The sequence below is a fragment of the Photobacterium swingsii genome (genome assembly GCF_024346715.1).
Taxonomy (GTDB): domain Bacteria; phylum Pseudomonadota; class Gammaproteobacteria; order Enterobacterales; family Vibrionaceae; genus Photobacterium; species Photobacterium swingsii.
Genome location: NZ_AP024852.1, coordinates 2,832,835 through 2,847,273 on the forward strand (window position 1 = coordinate 2,832,835; position 14,439 = coordinate 2,847,273).

Here is a 14,439-nt window from a genome sequence, read left to right on the forward strand (position 1 = left end):
CACGAGCCACGAGCCACGAGCTAAGCCGAACACGTAAACAGACAAAAACTAAAACGGTGAACACTATGTTCACCGTTTTTATTTCAACGCCATTTCAAAGCAAGGCCATTTCAAAGCAAGGCCATTTCAAAGCAAGGCCATATAAGCCTGAAACAGTTAATACGCTTGAAGCAAGCGAAATATAGCTCGCCCTCCCCTTACCAAGCGCTACCAAATTGAATATAAGTGGCCCACTCATCAGGTCCTTTGGCAACATCAATACCCGCTTTAAAGCCTAACTGACGCGCGACTAAGTAGCGAAAGCCCCCACCATAGGTTTGATGGATCTTCTCATCCGTATTTTGCGAACGGCTATCTTTCACTTGCCCTACGCCTGCAAAGCCGAGCAATGTCCAACGACTATCCAAGGCATAATTTACCTGCACTTCAGCTAATCCCATATCATCACCTTGGTAACGCATCGCAGGAATACCTCGTAAATCAATAAATGGCTTGGCATAAAAAGGTGCCTCTCCATCTATCGATTTTACATCGGCACGCACAGCCACAGTCCATTGACCATTAATCGGTTGGTAATGGTTGATATAAGCTTGATACTCGGTGTAATTAAAATCACTGCCGATATGCTTATCATGGAACGACGTTTTTATTCCCGCTTTCGTGCCTTCATCCGGTGAAAACTGGTTGTTGCGGTTATCGTACATGAACTTGATTGCAACACTGGCATCTTGCCCTTTACCGCTTAAGGTCGCAGGTAATACCCCTACGAGTGCTTTGGGTGTCGCAAAGCTCACGTCTGATCGCATCAAGGTATAATCGGCCCCAAGAAAAAAGTTGGTATCTTGAATACGCGCGTCGAGATTTTGAAAGAAATATAAACCACCAATATCGTAATCATATGCTTCTGATTGCGCTTCCGGGTAATATTTCAGATTGAATTTTGCGCCAAACAGCCCACCTAAGTAACGCACACGATCATTCATCCAATTGCCTGAATGAAAGACCCCAGCTAGCTTACTGCCATTTGATGTCGCTAACCCCACAACCCCAGTCACGCTCGGCGGAATATCTGACACACTTTCAATGTCGGCTTGGCGTTTGGCTTTTTGCTCATCCGTTTCATGGAAAAATAGCAGTGCCGCTCCACCACCCACACCCACGCTGGGATCCGTCACCATCAGCGGGACAGGCATAAAACCATGAGCATTATTAAGAATCCACTGGCTGGCATCAAGACGGCCATCTAATGGATCAATAAACTCATCAAAACCAGCTGTTGCTACTGTACTTGTGCCCAACAAGGTACCTATAGCAAGTACACGGATCGCAAGCGCACTGATATTCAGTGATAACACTTTCTTGGATATCATTTTTTAAAACCTGATGATGCACTTCTGTGCGAGTCAATGTTCCTTCCTTTAAACATATAAAGAGTGTGGGCACGGCATTGTCAATGCGTAACTACTGGCATAATTACACGACCACTATCACCGCGCTCACTATTACCGTGCCCACTGGCGTATTAGATAGGGTTATTTTACGTTATCTGTACTGGTATTTATCACGGCGCTTTCTGTTACCAACTCACTCGGTTGACGATGAAATTTCTCACGTAATGTTTGGAAAACGTAAAAGAACACTGGCACCAGTAGCGTTCCGATAATCGTCGCTGTCAGCATGCCGCCAAAAGAAGCAAAGCCAATCGCTTTTTGCGCTTGTGCCCCAGCCGAGCTCGCAATCATGAGAGGAGCAACACCAAGGATAAAAGAGAAGGCTGTCATCAGTAGTGCACGAAAACGCAACTTAGCTGCATTCAACGCGGCATCAAACACGCTGTAACCCCGCTCTTCTCGCAACAACTTGGCAAACTCGACAATCAAGATGGCATTTCGACTCGCCATCCCGATCAAGAGAATCATCGCGATTTGGGTATACAGGTTGATGTCTCCACCTGTCAGTTTCACCGCTGCAAAAATACCAATAAGCGCGCTCGGTACCGTCAATAAAATCGATACTGGGGTCAGCCAAGATTCGTACTGGGCAACTAAAAACAAGTAGGTAAAGATTAGTGCCAAGCTAAAAGCGATGATTGTCGCATTACCGGCTTTATTCTGCTCAAGCGTTAAACCTGTCCATTCGAAGTTGTAGACGTGTGGTAGCTCGCTAAGCACGGCCTCCATCGCTTTGATCGCATCACCACTGGTAACACCCGGCGCTGGTACACCATTAATCACAGCAGAGCCCGACACGTTGTAGCGCAACAAGCTAGTTGGCTTATACACAATCGATGCATTCACCAAGTTACTGACTCGAATCGCTTCACCACTGGCACTGCGCACGTACAAACCTGACAGGTCATCTGCCGACTGACGGCTGTCTGCTCGCGCTTGCAGCATCACCTGATAGTTACGGCTATCTAAGGTGTAGTCATTGATATAAACCCCACCAAAGTGGCTATTAATGGTATTGACGATGTCACCAAAATCGACACCCATTAAGCTGGCGCGCTCTTCATCAATATCAAGATATAAGTTAGGCGTGGTGACACTAAAGGTTGAGAATGCCGCTGCAATCTCTGGCTTGTCAGACGCTTTGGCTAAGGTTTCTTGCAACACACGATTAAGTGCTTCAGGACCTTTACCTGCATCATCTTTTAACACCACTTCAAAACCGTTCACCATGCCAAGGGCTGGAATCGCAGGCATTGAGAAGGCAAAGCCAACCCCATCAGGCAGGGCATCAATCGCAGCTTGGACTTTGGCTAGCACAGCATCTTGATGTTGCTCGGCGGTTTTGCGTTGATCCCAGTGCTTCAAGCTTACAACAACCATGCCCACACTAGAGTTGGTCGAGCTATTTAGTAAGTCATAGCCAGGTACTGTCATCACCAAATCCACCGCAGGATCTTGCTGAATTTGTGCCGCTAATAAATTCATTTCTTCACGAGTACGCTGCAATGATGCCCCTTCAGGCAATTGCACTGTGGCAAAGAATGCCCCTTGATCTTCATCGGGCAAGAAGCCTGACGGTAGTGTTTTACCTAAGAACGCTAATCCCGCAATCATGAGCGCGAAAATACCCGCACTGACCACCAGCTTACGGATCAAAAAACTCACGGTAGAAGAAAAACCAGCCGTCAGGCGATCAAAGCCACGGTTGAACCCTTGTAGAAACGCCGGTGGCTTCATGCCTCGGTGCATTAAAAGTACACACAAAGCAGGCGTCAGTGTCAGCGCGACTATGGTTGAGATCACAACGGAAATGCTGATCGCAATACCGAACTCGCTATACAAAATACCAGTCATACCCGGCATGGCTAACGTGGGACCAAATACAGCCAACAGCACAGCAGCTGATGCCACACAAGGGCCCGTCACTTCTGCCATTGCTTCAATCACACACTCTCTGACGGGTTTGTCACTCTCATGCAATAAGCGTTCGACGTTTTCAATCACCACAATAGCGGCATCCACCACCACCCCGATGGCTAATACTAAGCCAAATAAACTGATGGTATTGATGGTGCTACCCAACATATCCATGACAGCAAAGGTACCGATTAAGCTCACTGGAATGGCAATGGCAGGAATTAACGTCGCCTGCCATGTTTGTAAGAAAACATAGGTGACTAAAGTCACTAACAGCACCGCAATGATCAGGGTTTCATAAACGTTATACAGGCTCACATCGATAAACAGTGTCGAGTCGTATGGCGTCGCCCATGTCATATCCTCAGGGAAACTCTGCTCAAACTCAGCCATGGTATCTTTAACTAGACGCGCAACTTCCATTGCATTGGCTGACGGGTCTTGATATACCGCCAGGCCAATAGAGTCTGCATTGTTGATGTAAGCATCGGCCATATATTGGTTGGCCCCTAACTCGATATCTGCCACATCTTTGAGGTGGATAATGGTGCCATCAGCATCAGTACGCAGACGAATGTCACCAAATTCTTTTTCACCAGCTAAACGACCACGGACATTCACCGTATACTGCCAGGCATTGTTACCCACCACGGGCTCGGCACCGACCGTACCCGCAGCACGAACCGCATTTTGGTCGACGACAGCAGCAATCACTTCACTTGGGGTAATATCTAATGCATCGAGGCGATCAGGCTTAACCCAAATACGCATCGCATATTCTTTTTCACCCAGTAGGTCAACTTTGCTGACCCCACTTAAACGCGCTAAACGCTCTTTCACGTTTGAAGAAGCATAGTTCGACAGTGTTAAACCATCATGTGTTCCGTTAGGTGATTGCAGCGTTAAAATCATCAACATGCTTGGGCTGACTTTTTCAACAAAAACCCCACCGCGTTTGACTTCATCAGGTAACAGCGGCATCGCTGCATTCACACGGTTCTGAACTAAAGTAGCAGCACGATCAGCATCGAAGCCGACCTCAAAAGTAATATCTAAACTGTAGCTACCATCGTTTGAGCTGTTAGAACGCATATATTGCATGCCTTCTACCCCATTGACCTGCTTTTCTATCACAGAGGCAACCGTGTCATTCACCACCTGAGCATTCGCACCACGGTAGTTGGTAAACACATTAACTGAAGGCGGTGCGACATCAGGATACTGACCAACAGGCATATTAATAATGCTGAGCACGCCCATTAAGGTCATGAGAATGGATAGCACTATGGCAAACTTGGGACGATCGATAAAAAACTTAACCATGATTTAGCCCTCAATGTTGACGGCCATCCCAGGCGCAAGTTTTTGAACTCCTTCAACTATCACTAGCTCGTTCGCAGCAAGCCCTTTGGTGATCACCACTTGATCGCCTTCAAACGGCTTAGTTTCAACAGCACGACGCGCAACAATGCCCTCTTCCACCAAGTAAACAAACTGACCAGCAGGATCTGCCGTTACACTTTTCTCTGGTAATAACGTCCCGTCAATACTGTTACGCAGGGTGAGCTTGGCGTATTGACCAGCAAAGACGGAATCATCATTATCAAACAAAAAACCAACCTGTAAGCTGCCCGTTTTGCTATTTACTGTGTTGTCGACGTACTCCAGTCGACCTTGGTTGTCGTAGTAACGACCATCGACAAAATTAAGGTGCACGGAGTAGTCAATGTCGCTGTGACGGTAATCATCAACGGCCTTCAATACGGTTTCTTCGTCGATACTGACTTTGCTGTCATCCACCACATTCACTAACAGCTCACCGTCTTGAACTAAATCCCCCACAGACCAATCTGTTTGCCCAATCCGCCCTGTAATGGGAGAGAAAATTTCAGTACGCGATAAGATAATTTGAGCATGTTTAATTTCATGTTCAACCGCCGCCAGTTCAGCTTTGGTCAGTTTTAATTCTGTTTCATGGGATTCCAACTGCTGCTGACTGATGGCTTGCCCCATCTTTTTTGCCCGAGAATAGTTCTTTTGTGCCGACATAGATCGCGCCGCGATACGGGCCTTCTCTGCATCGAGTTTAAGCAAGGCCAGCTCGAACTCTTGACTATCAAGCCGAAAAAGCAAATCGCCTTTCTCCACTTCCTGCCCTGCGACAAAGTGTTTTTCAAGAATAGTTGCAGAGACTCGCGCTTTAAGATCAACCGACTCCATCGGCTCTAAATAACCTGGGTATGAGCGGTCTATATTGATATTTTCGATATAGGTTAATTGCGTTTTGACTGTAGGTTGAGGGATATCAGCCACGACAGCTTGCGCCAGTTGCTCTTGGCACCCCACAAGAATTAAAGGGAAAGTTAAAGGAAGTAGTACAGTGCGTATGTTCATATTGCCACCTTAGTCATGGAAAAATGAGTTCATCACTGCCTTTATAAGTCACTGACTTTATTGGTTTTATGGGACTTCACTGCCACTACATTTGTTGCAGTACAAGGATGGACTCGTGGCGCATAGTAAGAAAGTGCCTGTAAGATGAGAAATAAGGACAGTTAAGGCTCACTTACAGCTCTCGCATAGCCAGTAAGTAAACCTCTGATAACCATAAAAAAGGCTGAATCTCGTGAAAGATTCAGCCTTTGGTGTATTGCCATACTTGTGATCAACTCAGCGGTTTTAAATGGCGTAGCCAGCGCCCTTCTAATCGTCTAAAGCCCCAGATAATCACGAAGGTCAGTGCCATATAGCACAAGCCCGCAAACAAGAAGGATTCAAACGGTGCGTAATAACGCGAGTTAACAATACGAGCCGCCCCCGTCAGATCAACTATGGTTACAATTCCTGCCACCGCAGAGCCATGCACCATAAAGATCACTTCATTACTGTATGCTGGTAACGCACGGCGCAGCGCACTGGGTAAAATTACCCGACGAAATGCTTGTAGCGTGCTCATGCCATACGCTTTTGCCGCTTCCACTTCACCCTGCGGAATACCATTAATAGCACCACGGATAATCTCGGCTGTATAGGCGGCCGTATTCAGAACAAACGCCACCAGCGCACAAAACCATGCTTCCTGCCATAACGTCCCTTGCACTTGAATAAGCTGACTTAGACCGTAATAAATTAAGTACAGCTGAATCAATAATGGGGTGCCACGAAAGAAATAGATAAAGCCCCAAGCAGGCAATGATAGCCAATAATGTTTGCTATTTCGTGCCACACCAATCGGAATCGCGACCACCAAGCCAACCACTAAGGCCACAGCCACCATCCATAAGGTGGTATAAAAGCCTTCGAGATAAATCGGCCAGCTTTCGGTAAGAATACTAAAGTCCATCACTTACCTCGTGTGTATGCTGAAACGACGCTCAGCCCACTTCAACGCTGAAGTCGATAAGGTCGTAAACAAAAGAAAGATAACGGCAACCGTCATGTAAAACGTGAAGGGCATCTGTGTCGTACCCGCAGCTAATGAACCTTTACGTACCATGTCATCAAGCCCGATGATTGAAACAAGTGCCGTGGTTTTTAATAACACTAACCAGTTGTTACCAAACCCAGGTAAAGCATGGCGGATCATTTGTGGGAAAAGAATACGTCGAAAAGCCAGCACGCCACTCATTCCATATGCCTTGGCAGCTTCGAGCTCACCTTTGTCTACCGCCATGATCGCACCTCGAAAGGTTTCAGCCATGTAAGCGCCAAATATAAAACCTATCGTCAGGATACCTGCAACAAAAGGGCTAATTTCTATGTAATCAGGCAGATATTGTGCCCACTCGTGATTAGGATCAGACGAGGTGAAATAATTGTTTAGCCATTCGTTGATGTTATAAAGACTGTCATTTAGCAGCATTTGGCCGCCAAAGAAAATCAACATCATCAAGACTAAATCAGGGATCCCGCGGATCACTGTGGTGTACACAGTCGCAATCGCGCGTGCCCACCGATAAGGTGAAAGTTTAGCTAATGCCCCAAGCATCCCTAATATCGCCGCAAGCAGTAAAGACAATAGCGCCACCTGCAATGTGACCCATGCGCCTTCCACCAGTGACCATTCATAGCCTTTTAAATCTAACAATTGGGTACTCCTTTACACACCAAAAGCAGTGTTAAAACACCAAGGAAAGTGAGACACACTTTCAGCCTCGATGCTGTTAATCATCAACAGCTAAAATCATTCCGAGCATGCTGAAAGCGAGAGTGAGAGTGATAAGGCATAATCAGCTTATGCCTTACCGATTGTTAACGCTGGATAACGATGTTATTGACCATAAACATCGTAAGCGAAGTATTTCGCAGCAATTTCTTGGTAAATGCCTTTTTCACGTAGCGATAGAATCGCAGCATCCAGTTTTTTGGTGAGATCTTTGTCTTGCTTACGTAATGCGATACCAAATCCATCCCCGAACCACTTAGGATCAGTCAATGACGGGCCAATAAATTCGTAACCATCGCCACCGTCTTTGTGCAGTAGACCTTCTTCCAGTGCCGATGCATCACCTAACACAGTCGCAATTCGGCCTGCTTTTAAATCAAGGTACGCATCATCAAATGAACCATAACGAACGATTTCAACCGAGCTAAAGTTATCTGTCAGGTATTTATCATGGGTTGTCGCACGTTGCACACCAACTTTAACCCCCTTCAAGCCCGCTTCAGTAAAATCAATTTCAGTGCCTTTTTTCGCGACAAATTTGTTAGGGATCAGGGCATATTTACCCGTGAAGTCGATCTTCTTTTTACGCTCTTCAGTGATAGACATAGCAGCAATAATGGCGTCGTATTTACGAGCAAGTAGCGATGGAATAATGCCATCCCAATCTTGCGCGACGATCTTACATTTTGCTTTCAGTTCTTTACACAGCGCATTGGCCATGTCGACATCAAAACCTTTTAGTTCGCCATTTGGCTCAGTCCAGCTAAATGGAGGGTAAGCCCCTTCAATACCAAAGCGAATTTGTTTCCACTCTTTCGCCTGAACCGCTGTAGTGCCTAATGCAGATACTAATGCTGCAGCTAAAATCCATTTTTTCATTGTCTATCTCCTGTTGTGTTTACCTTGTAAAGCCTCTATGCCCCAAATACTGTGCTCTACAAAGTGAAAACGGCTACACGCCCTCGGTGTCTGACACCGTTTTTATTAATATATCGATGATATAAATTGTTGAAGTCGTTCTGACTCTGGATTCGTGAATAGTTTTTCAGGGTGCCCTTGTTCTTCCACCAAACCTTGGTGAAGAAACATCACTTGATTCGATACGTCACGCGCAAAGGCCATTTCATGAGTAACCACTAACATGGTGCGCCCTTCTTGTGCTAAATCTTGCATGACTCCCAGCACTTCTCCGACTAATTCAGGGTCAAGTGCAGATGTTGGTTCATCGAATAACATGACTTCAGGATCAACCGCTAACGCACGTGCAATCGCCGCACGTTGCTGCTGCCCACCAGAAAGGTGACCAGGGTAATAATGACGACGTTCATACAAACCCACTTTCTTTAATAATGCTTCGCCCTTTTCGATCGCTTCAGCTTTCGGGACACCAAGCACATGAATGGGCGCTTCAATGACATTGCCTAGCACTGTCATATGCGACCACAGGTTAAAGCCTTGGAACACCATGGCTAAACGGGAACGAATACGCTGAACTTGCTTTTCATCAGTAGGAAGGAATTCACCACGGCGATTAGTGGACATTTTAATTTGTTCGCCATTTACCCAAATCTCGCCTTGAGTTGGTGTTTCAAGTAGATTGATACAACGCAGGAAAGTACTCTTTCCAGAGCCAGATGAACCAATAATAGACACCACATCGCCAGCTTGCGCAGTCAGTGATATCCCTTTTAAGACTTCATTTTGACCAAATGACTTGTGTAATTCTTTGACCTCAAGCGCTACTGCATCCGTCATGCGCTCTTACTCCTTTAAATTCCATCAAAAGGAAATTTGCTCGTAATTACTAACAAAATCTTTTGCTATTTTGTTAATGCTTTATCGACGGTATCACCGAGAAGCATATTTGGCAACATTTTGTTAACCAAATCAAAAGCGAATAGTAGTTCAATATATATGAATATAAAAACAACTTTCTATGCAAACGGGTTAGTTGCTAATCGGTCAATCTTACGGTAGCTTATCTTGCTCGAATCATCTGTTTTGTCTTGTTCCTCGTAGTTTCGGATGAAAATATAATGCAACGCTCTTTTATCTCTTTGTGGCACAGCTTTTCCTTTCTTTTTTTCGCTACTTTCCTTTTGCCAGCCTCCGTTCACGCCACTTCCCCTTCAGTACCGACTTCAAAACAGGCGTCATCACCTACCGTACTGACTGTTGTCCCTGAGTATCGTGATCGTATTACACGTAATTTTAACCCTTTCACACTGCTGAGCATGCCAACAACGCATGAATTCATCTTTGAACCGCTGATCATCTTCAACTCGCTACAAAATAATAAGCCAGAATACCGACTTGCGACTGGCTATAGCCTCAGCCGTGATCTCACTCGAATTCAATTTACACTACGGCGTGGGGTGCTTTGGTCAGATGGAAAACCATTCACTGCCGAGGATGTGCTTTACTCGTTTAATTTGATCCAAAAGTATCCAGAACTTGATTCACACGCGATCCGTACCCAACTGAAGTCAATTCAGAAGTTGTCTGATTATGAAATAGAGATCGAATTAAAGCAGGCCAATGCATTAGCTGCGCATCAGCTCGTGTTATTACCCATAGTGCCAAAACATCAGTGGAAAAACGTAAAAGACCCTGTGAAATATACCAACCCGACACCAATAGGTACTGGCCCATTTACCACCATTACATCCATGGATGAAAGCCACTATCAGCAGTGCACAAACCCCAATTATTGGCAAGCAAGTGAAGTCCATATTGATTGCTTACGCTACCCTTTGGTACAAAACAACGATGACTTTATTGCTCGAATTGTAACGGGTGAGTTTGATTGGACGGGATCATTTATTCCCGATATTGAACGCCACTATGCGTCTTACTCCGAAGATTTTCATTACTGGCTCCCGCCAGCGAGTACGATTAGCCTGATCTTCAATTACAAAGTCGCAGACAATGAATTACGCCAAATCATAGAGAAGGTCGATTTTCGACGTGCAATTTCTATGGTTTTCCAACGTCAACTTTTAATTGATATCGCCGCGTTTGGCCAAGGTGTGCCATCCGAATTTGCTTCAGGCATGAGCCAACGATTTACACCATGGGCTGATACAGCGATCACTGAAAAGTACCGCCCTTTCATGACATTCAACCCAAAACGGGCCAATACAATACTGGATGAGCTCCAGCTAGAAGATAAAAATGACGATGGCTGGCGTGACTTACCATCAGGCAAACCCCTGACATTATCGGTACTAACCCCATCGGGTTGGACGGATTTTAATACCACTGCCATGTTACTGGCAGAAATGTTAGAAAACGTTGGGATCCGCACGACCCATATTCAAACAGGCTTTGAAGAATTTGCTGAACGCTTATCCTACGGGGATTATGTCACGGCTCTCACTAACTACCCGCAAGGACTCACCCCGTATAAATACTTTAACTCAGGATTTAACAGTGCTTATCAAGCACCACAGTACCCAAGGTACGCGAAGCACTTCTATAAAGATCCTGACATAGACCAACTACTGGCCTCATTTCCTACCGCTTCTACAGTGAGCCAACGCGCGAGTATTATTAATCAACTCAACGAGACCATCGCCAGCAAGCAAATCACAGTACCTCTCTTTAATACCGTGCAGTTTTACCAATACAATACTCAGCGCTTTACCGGTTGGTTTAACGAGCGTAATCCAGTGGCAAGTCCCCTGATCTGGCCTCAAGCACCTGAGCGTTTATTGCACCTTTTAGCATTAAGACCTAAGTAGCGATTATCAATATGGAAGCATCACAATAGCCAAATCAAATAGCGGCTTGGATGTTAGAAATCATTGGTGGGATTGCTATAAATAGCAGGCATAAAAAAACGATGGCCGTGCCATCGTTTTTTGTACCACTTGCAAGTAAGCTCAACGTATCAGCGTTAGAACATTGTCTCTTGGTTTGACGGAACATGGAAAACCTCACCATGGTCTTTCATTCTTTCCATGGTTTTAAGATCAACTTCCATCTCAGTGACATAGCTATCACCAACCGGATAACTACGGATCACACGTGCACCTCGAATAATACCGTCCACGGCACCATCTGTGTTTTCAACACCTAACTGTTGATCTTCCATGCCAGCACGGGCACTGATCCGCATACCATATACTTGTTCTGTTAACTCTCGGTATGCATCAATCTTTGATGCTCGCATCGCACGGACTTGTTTTTCTTCTAGCGTACGACCTCGTTGCTCACTGATCGATGCATAACCAACAGCAGTGATCACATCATTATTACGAATTTCAACAAGCGGCTGACACCCAACAAGTAGCAATAAAATTGCAGCCATCCAGATACGCATAGTTTCTCCTAGGGTTTCAGTACCACGTTACCGCGGTCAAATTCGTTAACTTCAGAACGAATAATAACACCATTACGCATGCGCATCTTATTCAAGGTATCTAAGTCACGGCCTAAACGGTCAGCAGGTAAGAAGCCCTGCGCAGAAGCAATAACAACGCGTGAACGCATACCAATAATACGTGCATTCACTAACACACCGCCGCCTTGGCGCAGCATGGTTCCTGTTAACACATAATCGACTGGTTGCTCTGAAGCTAGCTCGCGCCAGTTACGGCTGATAGTAAAGTCGCCATCTTTGGTGACTTTAATTGCGCCCGTCGCTTTATAATCAACAACAGTAAAGCCTCGCTGCTGCATCTGGTACATAAAGCCTTCAGTCACTGTGTTTCCTAGCCAATTGGTTTCATCCATCTGCTGAAGATCAACAAAAGACGTGACCGCTAGCGGTGTTTTCGCCGTTAAGTACTGATTAGACTCGACCAGTTGCACTGTCATCCCTTCAATGAAGAAATCAATGGTATGGCGAGGCGTCTTCTTTAACAGGAACTCATTGCCCGTGTATGGTTCTTTACCATTATAAATCGGCGAGTATGAGCATGATGCCGTCAACAACGACAGCAACACGACTATCCACTTTTTCATTCTATCCCGCTCCGGATGCAAAAAGACCTATAGCCTGTTATCGTTCAAAAAAAGTAAAACTTTATAGCGAGCTGCTTTATATTCAGGAATACTCTTTGCATACTCCCGTTTGTAATCCACTCTGAATGAATCACAACCGTTTTTCTTCAGCTTGATACTATATAGTAAGTTCAACTACCCAAGCAATTTTCATACCGAAGTTGAGAATATGATGAAAAAAACACTCACGCTTTATCTATTCATGCTGTTAGCAGTGCCATCTCAAGCACTGGCCGCTTGGTTAGAAGTCACAGGGCAAGCACAAATCCTAGAAAGTGATAAAGCAGCCCGTAACAATGCACTAGAAGATGCGGTGTACCAAGCAATTCTCTACTCCGGTGCCGATGCGAGCTCATTTTCACATTTACGCCCTTATTTAAGCCAAGAACGCAGCGAGTATCAGTTTAGTGGCAACGAAGTGCGTAACGTCAGTATCGTTAAAGCCAAAAAGTCAGGCGGCAATTATTACGTCACGGCACGGATAGACATCTATCCATCGGCAAATACTTGCCACAAAATACAGTACAAAAAGGCAATTTTAATCAGTGGTTTTACTCTTACCTCTCCTCAGCATGCCGCTTTGGGCGGTATTTACCAAATCGGTGACGATTTTAGCGTGATGCTACAACGTCAGATCGAGCGAAAATCACAAAGCTTTGTGGTATCAGGCATTACCCGTGTTCCCTTTCGCATCGAACAACCGAATACACTCACCATGCTGGCTGAAGATTACGATGCCCAGTATTTAATTACTGGTGAGATCACTGATTTAACGTCGACTGTCGATGAAAAACTATTACAAGATGATCAATACAACCGCCAATTTGCAGTCACACTTGAGGTAATCAACGGCAAAACAGGCGAGATGCTGCTTCAAAAAAATTACCGTGAAGTCGCTCAATGGCCTTTTTCACGGATCAGCCAAGTCGATACCAAGAGTGCTCGCTTCTGGCAATCAGGCTATGGCCAAGCTGTACAACGAACCAGCCGCAATATGATGCTCGATCTAGAAACAACCTTAGCGTGCCGGTCTAGCTTGCCAGAAGTCATCAATGTTTTTAATGACAAGATACAGACCAATGTAGGTCGGATCCATGGCGTCAAGCAGGGTGATCAATTGCGCCTATGGCACAACGCCGCCTTTATCGATCAACAAGGGATTAGCCGCGCCCGCATGGTTCAAACCGAGATGACACTCACGGTAGAACGCGTTTATGATAAATCATCGGAGCTCAGTGTTGACCGAGCAGATCTTGCAGCAAGCATTCAACCTGGTGATTTGCTCACCAAACAGATAACTCGTTGATACAAAATACTTAATCTTAAGCAATAATTGCGTATAATGGTGACCATGCTCCCTTAGCTCAGCTGGATAGAGCGTCCCCCTCCTAAGGGGAAGGCCGCAGGTTCGACTCCTGCAGGGAGCGCCATATTAGAAAGGCTAGTCATTAATGATGACTAGCCTTTTTTCGTCATAACGGCTTAAATCCCATACCGCGCATTGAGCGATGCCTGTTTGATAATGCCAGTATTCAACTCTCTCCTGAAGCCTCACTTAAAGTTATAGATCGCTGTTTTCACAACAAAATATAATACCCATTGCTATATTTATTACGCCAAAGAGACTTATCGTAAAGAATAAATATAATAGCTAGTTACGTACCATGTATATTTGCAGCTATTTTTCGTTATTTTCCAGCTACGGTTAAATATGGCTCACATTATATAAAAACAATTGCACATTAATTAATGACGCCTATTCCTTATATACAGATAAATAAACATTCCACGCTACTGGCTTTGTATCTTTTGATTTGTACTTTTCTCTACGATCTTATTATCTGAAAGCCAACACCGTTAAGATAAAATAAAAATCATCAGTTAATACCGTCAAACAAG

At 45.1% G+C, this 14,439-nt stretch carries 11 protein-coding genes and 1 tRNA gene; 3 read left to right on the plus strand and 9 right to left on the minus strand.

Going from position 1 to position 14,439, the window contains the following annotated elements:
- Window positions 1-197 precede the first annotated feature (197 nt).
- The 7 genes from OCU77_RS12835 to OCU77_RS12865 all read right to left on the minus strand — a co-directional run bounded on the left by OCU77_RS12835 (window position 198) and on the right by OCU77_RS12865 (window position 9,288).
- The gene (locus OCU77_RS12835) at window positions 198-1,370 is read right to left on the minus strand and encodes a BamA/TamA family outer membrane protein (RefSeq protein ID WP_053111781.1); all 1,173 of its coding nucleotides are present in this window, start codon (window positions 1,368-1,370) and stop codon (window positions 198-200) included.
- A 162-nt stretch (window positions 1,371-1,532) separates the two neighbouring features.
- Entirely contained in the window at window positions 1,533-4,691 is a 3,159-nt protein-coding gene (locus OCU77_RS12840; RefSeq protein ID WP_107302751.1) for an efflux RND transporter permease subunit, read from the minus strand.
- A gap of 3 nt (window positions 4,692-4,694) precedes the next feature.
- The gene (locus OCU77_RS12845) at window positions 4,695-5,762 is read right to left on the minus strand and encodes an efflux RND transporter periplasmic adaptor subunit (RefSeq protein ID WP_048898201.1); all 1,068 of its coding nucleotides are present in this window, start codon (window positions 5,760-5,762) and stop codon (window positions 4,695-4,697) included.
- Between the two features lie 271 nt (window positions 5,763-6,033).
- On the minus strand, window positions 6,034-6,711 hold the full coding sequence (locus OCU77_RS12850; RefSeq protein ID WP_048898200.1) for an ABC transporter permease: 678 nt from the start codon (window positions 6,709-6,711) through the stop codon (window positions 6,034-6,036).
- Window positions 6,712-6,714: 3 nt separating this feature from the next.
- Window positions 6,715-7,455 (minus strand): ABC transporter permease, encoded by a 741-nt coding sequence (locus tag OCU77_RS12855; RefSeq protein WP_048898199.1) that lies wholly within the window; start codon window positions 7,453-7,455, stop codon window positions 6,715-6,717.
- Window positions 7,456-7,638: 183 nt separating this feature from the next.
- Complete coding sequence (locus OCU77_RS12860) at window positions 7,639-8,412, minus strand: ABC transporter substrate-binding protein (protein WP_048898198.1); 774 nt, start codon at window positions 8,410-8,412, stop codon at window positions 7,639-7,641.
- A gap of 105 nt (window positions 8,413-8,517) precedes the next feature.
- Entirely contained in the window at window positions 8,518-9,288 is a 771-nt protein-coding gene (locus tag OCU77_RS12865) for an ABC transporter ATP-binding protein (protein ID WP_048898197.1), read from the minus strand.
- Window positions 9,289-9,569: 281 nt separating this feature from the next.
- Between OCU77_RS12865 and OCU77_RS12870 the strand changes: the two genes are divergently transcribed.
- Entirely contained in the window at window positions 9,570-11,276 is a 1,707-nt protein-coding gene (locus OCU77_RS12870; protein ID WP_084711746.1) for an ABC transporter substrate-binding protein, read from the plus strand.
- 155 nt (window positions 11,277-11,431) lie between these two features.
- Here OCU77_RS12870 and OCU77_RS12875 read toward each other — a convergent pair whose 3' ends face one another.
- Both OCU77_RS12875 and OCU77_RS12880 read right to left on the minus strand, forming a co-directional pair.
- Window positions 11,432-11,857, minus strand: a complete 426-nt coding sequence (locus OCU77_RS12875; RefSeq protein WP_048898196.1) for an LPP20 family lipoprotein — start codon at window positions 11,855-11,857, stop codon at window positions 11,432-11,434.
- 8 nt (window positions 11,858-11,865) lie between these two features.
- The gene (locus OCU77_RS12880) at window positions 11,866-12,501 is read right to left on the minus strand and encodes a FlgO family outer membrane protein (RefSeq protein WP_048898195.1); all 636 of its coding nucleotides are present in this window, start codon (window positions 12,499-12,501) and stop codon (window positions 11,866-11,868) included.
- 211 nt (window positions 12,502-12,712) lie between these two features.
- Here OCU77_RS12880 and OCU77_RS12885 point away from each other — a divergent pair, with 211 nt between their 5' ends.
- Together OCU77_RS12885 and OCU77_RS12890 are read left to right on the plus strand one after the other, a co-directional pair.
- Complete coding sequence (locus tag OCU77_RS12885; protein WP_193391648.1) at window positions 12,713-13,846, plus strand: flagellar assembly protein FlgT; 1,134 nt, start codon at window positions 12,713-12,715, stop codon at window positions 13,844-13,846.
- 47 nt (window positions 13,847-13,893) lie between these two features.
- Window positions 13,894-13,970: transfer RNA gene (locus OCU77_RS12890), tRNA-Arg, on the plus strand.
- Window positions 13,971-14,439: the final 469 nt, after the last annotated feature.

Excerpts from the sequence above, each read along its gene's own strand:
- OCU77_RS12850 (WP_048898200.1), bottom strand. The coding sequence starts at position 6,711 with ATGGACTTTAGTATTCTTACCGAAAGCTGGCCGATTTATCTCGAAGGC.
- OCU77_RS12880 (WP_048898195.1), bottom strand. The coding sequence starts at position 12,501 with ATGAAAAAGTGGATAGTCGTGTTGCTGTCGTTGTTGACGGCATCATGC.
- OCU77_RS12845 (WP_048898201.1), bottom strand. The coding sequence starts at position 5,762 with ATGAACATACGCACTGTACTACTTCCTTTAACTTTCCCTTTAATTCTT.
- OCU77_RS12835 (WP_053111781.1), bottom strand. The coding sequence starts at position 1,370 with ATGATATCCAAGAAAGTGTTATCACTGAATATCAGTGCGCTTGCGATC.
- OCU77_RS12885 (WP_193391648.1), top strand. The coding sequence starts at position 12,713 with ATGAAAAAAACACTCACGCTTTATCTATTCATGCTGTTAGCAGTGCCA.
- OCU77_RS12865 (WP_048898197.1), bottom strand. The coding sequence starts at position 9,288 with ATGACGGATGCAGTAGCGCTTGAGGTCAAAGAATTACACAAGTCATTT.
- OCU77_RS12840 (WP_107302751.1), bottom strand. The coding sequence starts at position 4,691 with ATGGTTAAGTTTTTTATCGATCGTCCCAAGTTTGCCATAGTGCTATCC.
- OCU77_RS12875 (WP_048898196.1), bottom strand. The coding sequence starts at position 11,857 with ATGCGTATCTGGATGGCTGCAATTTTATTGCTACTTGTTGGGTGTCAG.
- OCU77_RS12860 (WP_048898198.1), bottom strand. The coding sequence starts at position 8,412 with ATGAAAAAATGGATTTTAGCTGCAGCATTAGTATCTGCATTAGGCACT.
- OCU77_RS12870 (WP_084711746.1), top strand. The coding sequence starts at position 9,570 with ATGCAACGCTCTTTTATCTCTTTGTGGCACAGCTTTTCCTTTCTTTTT.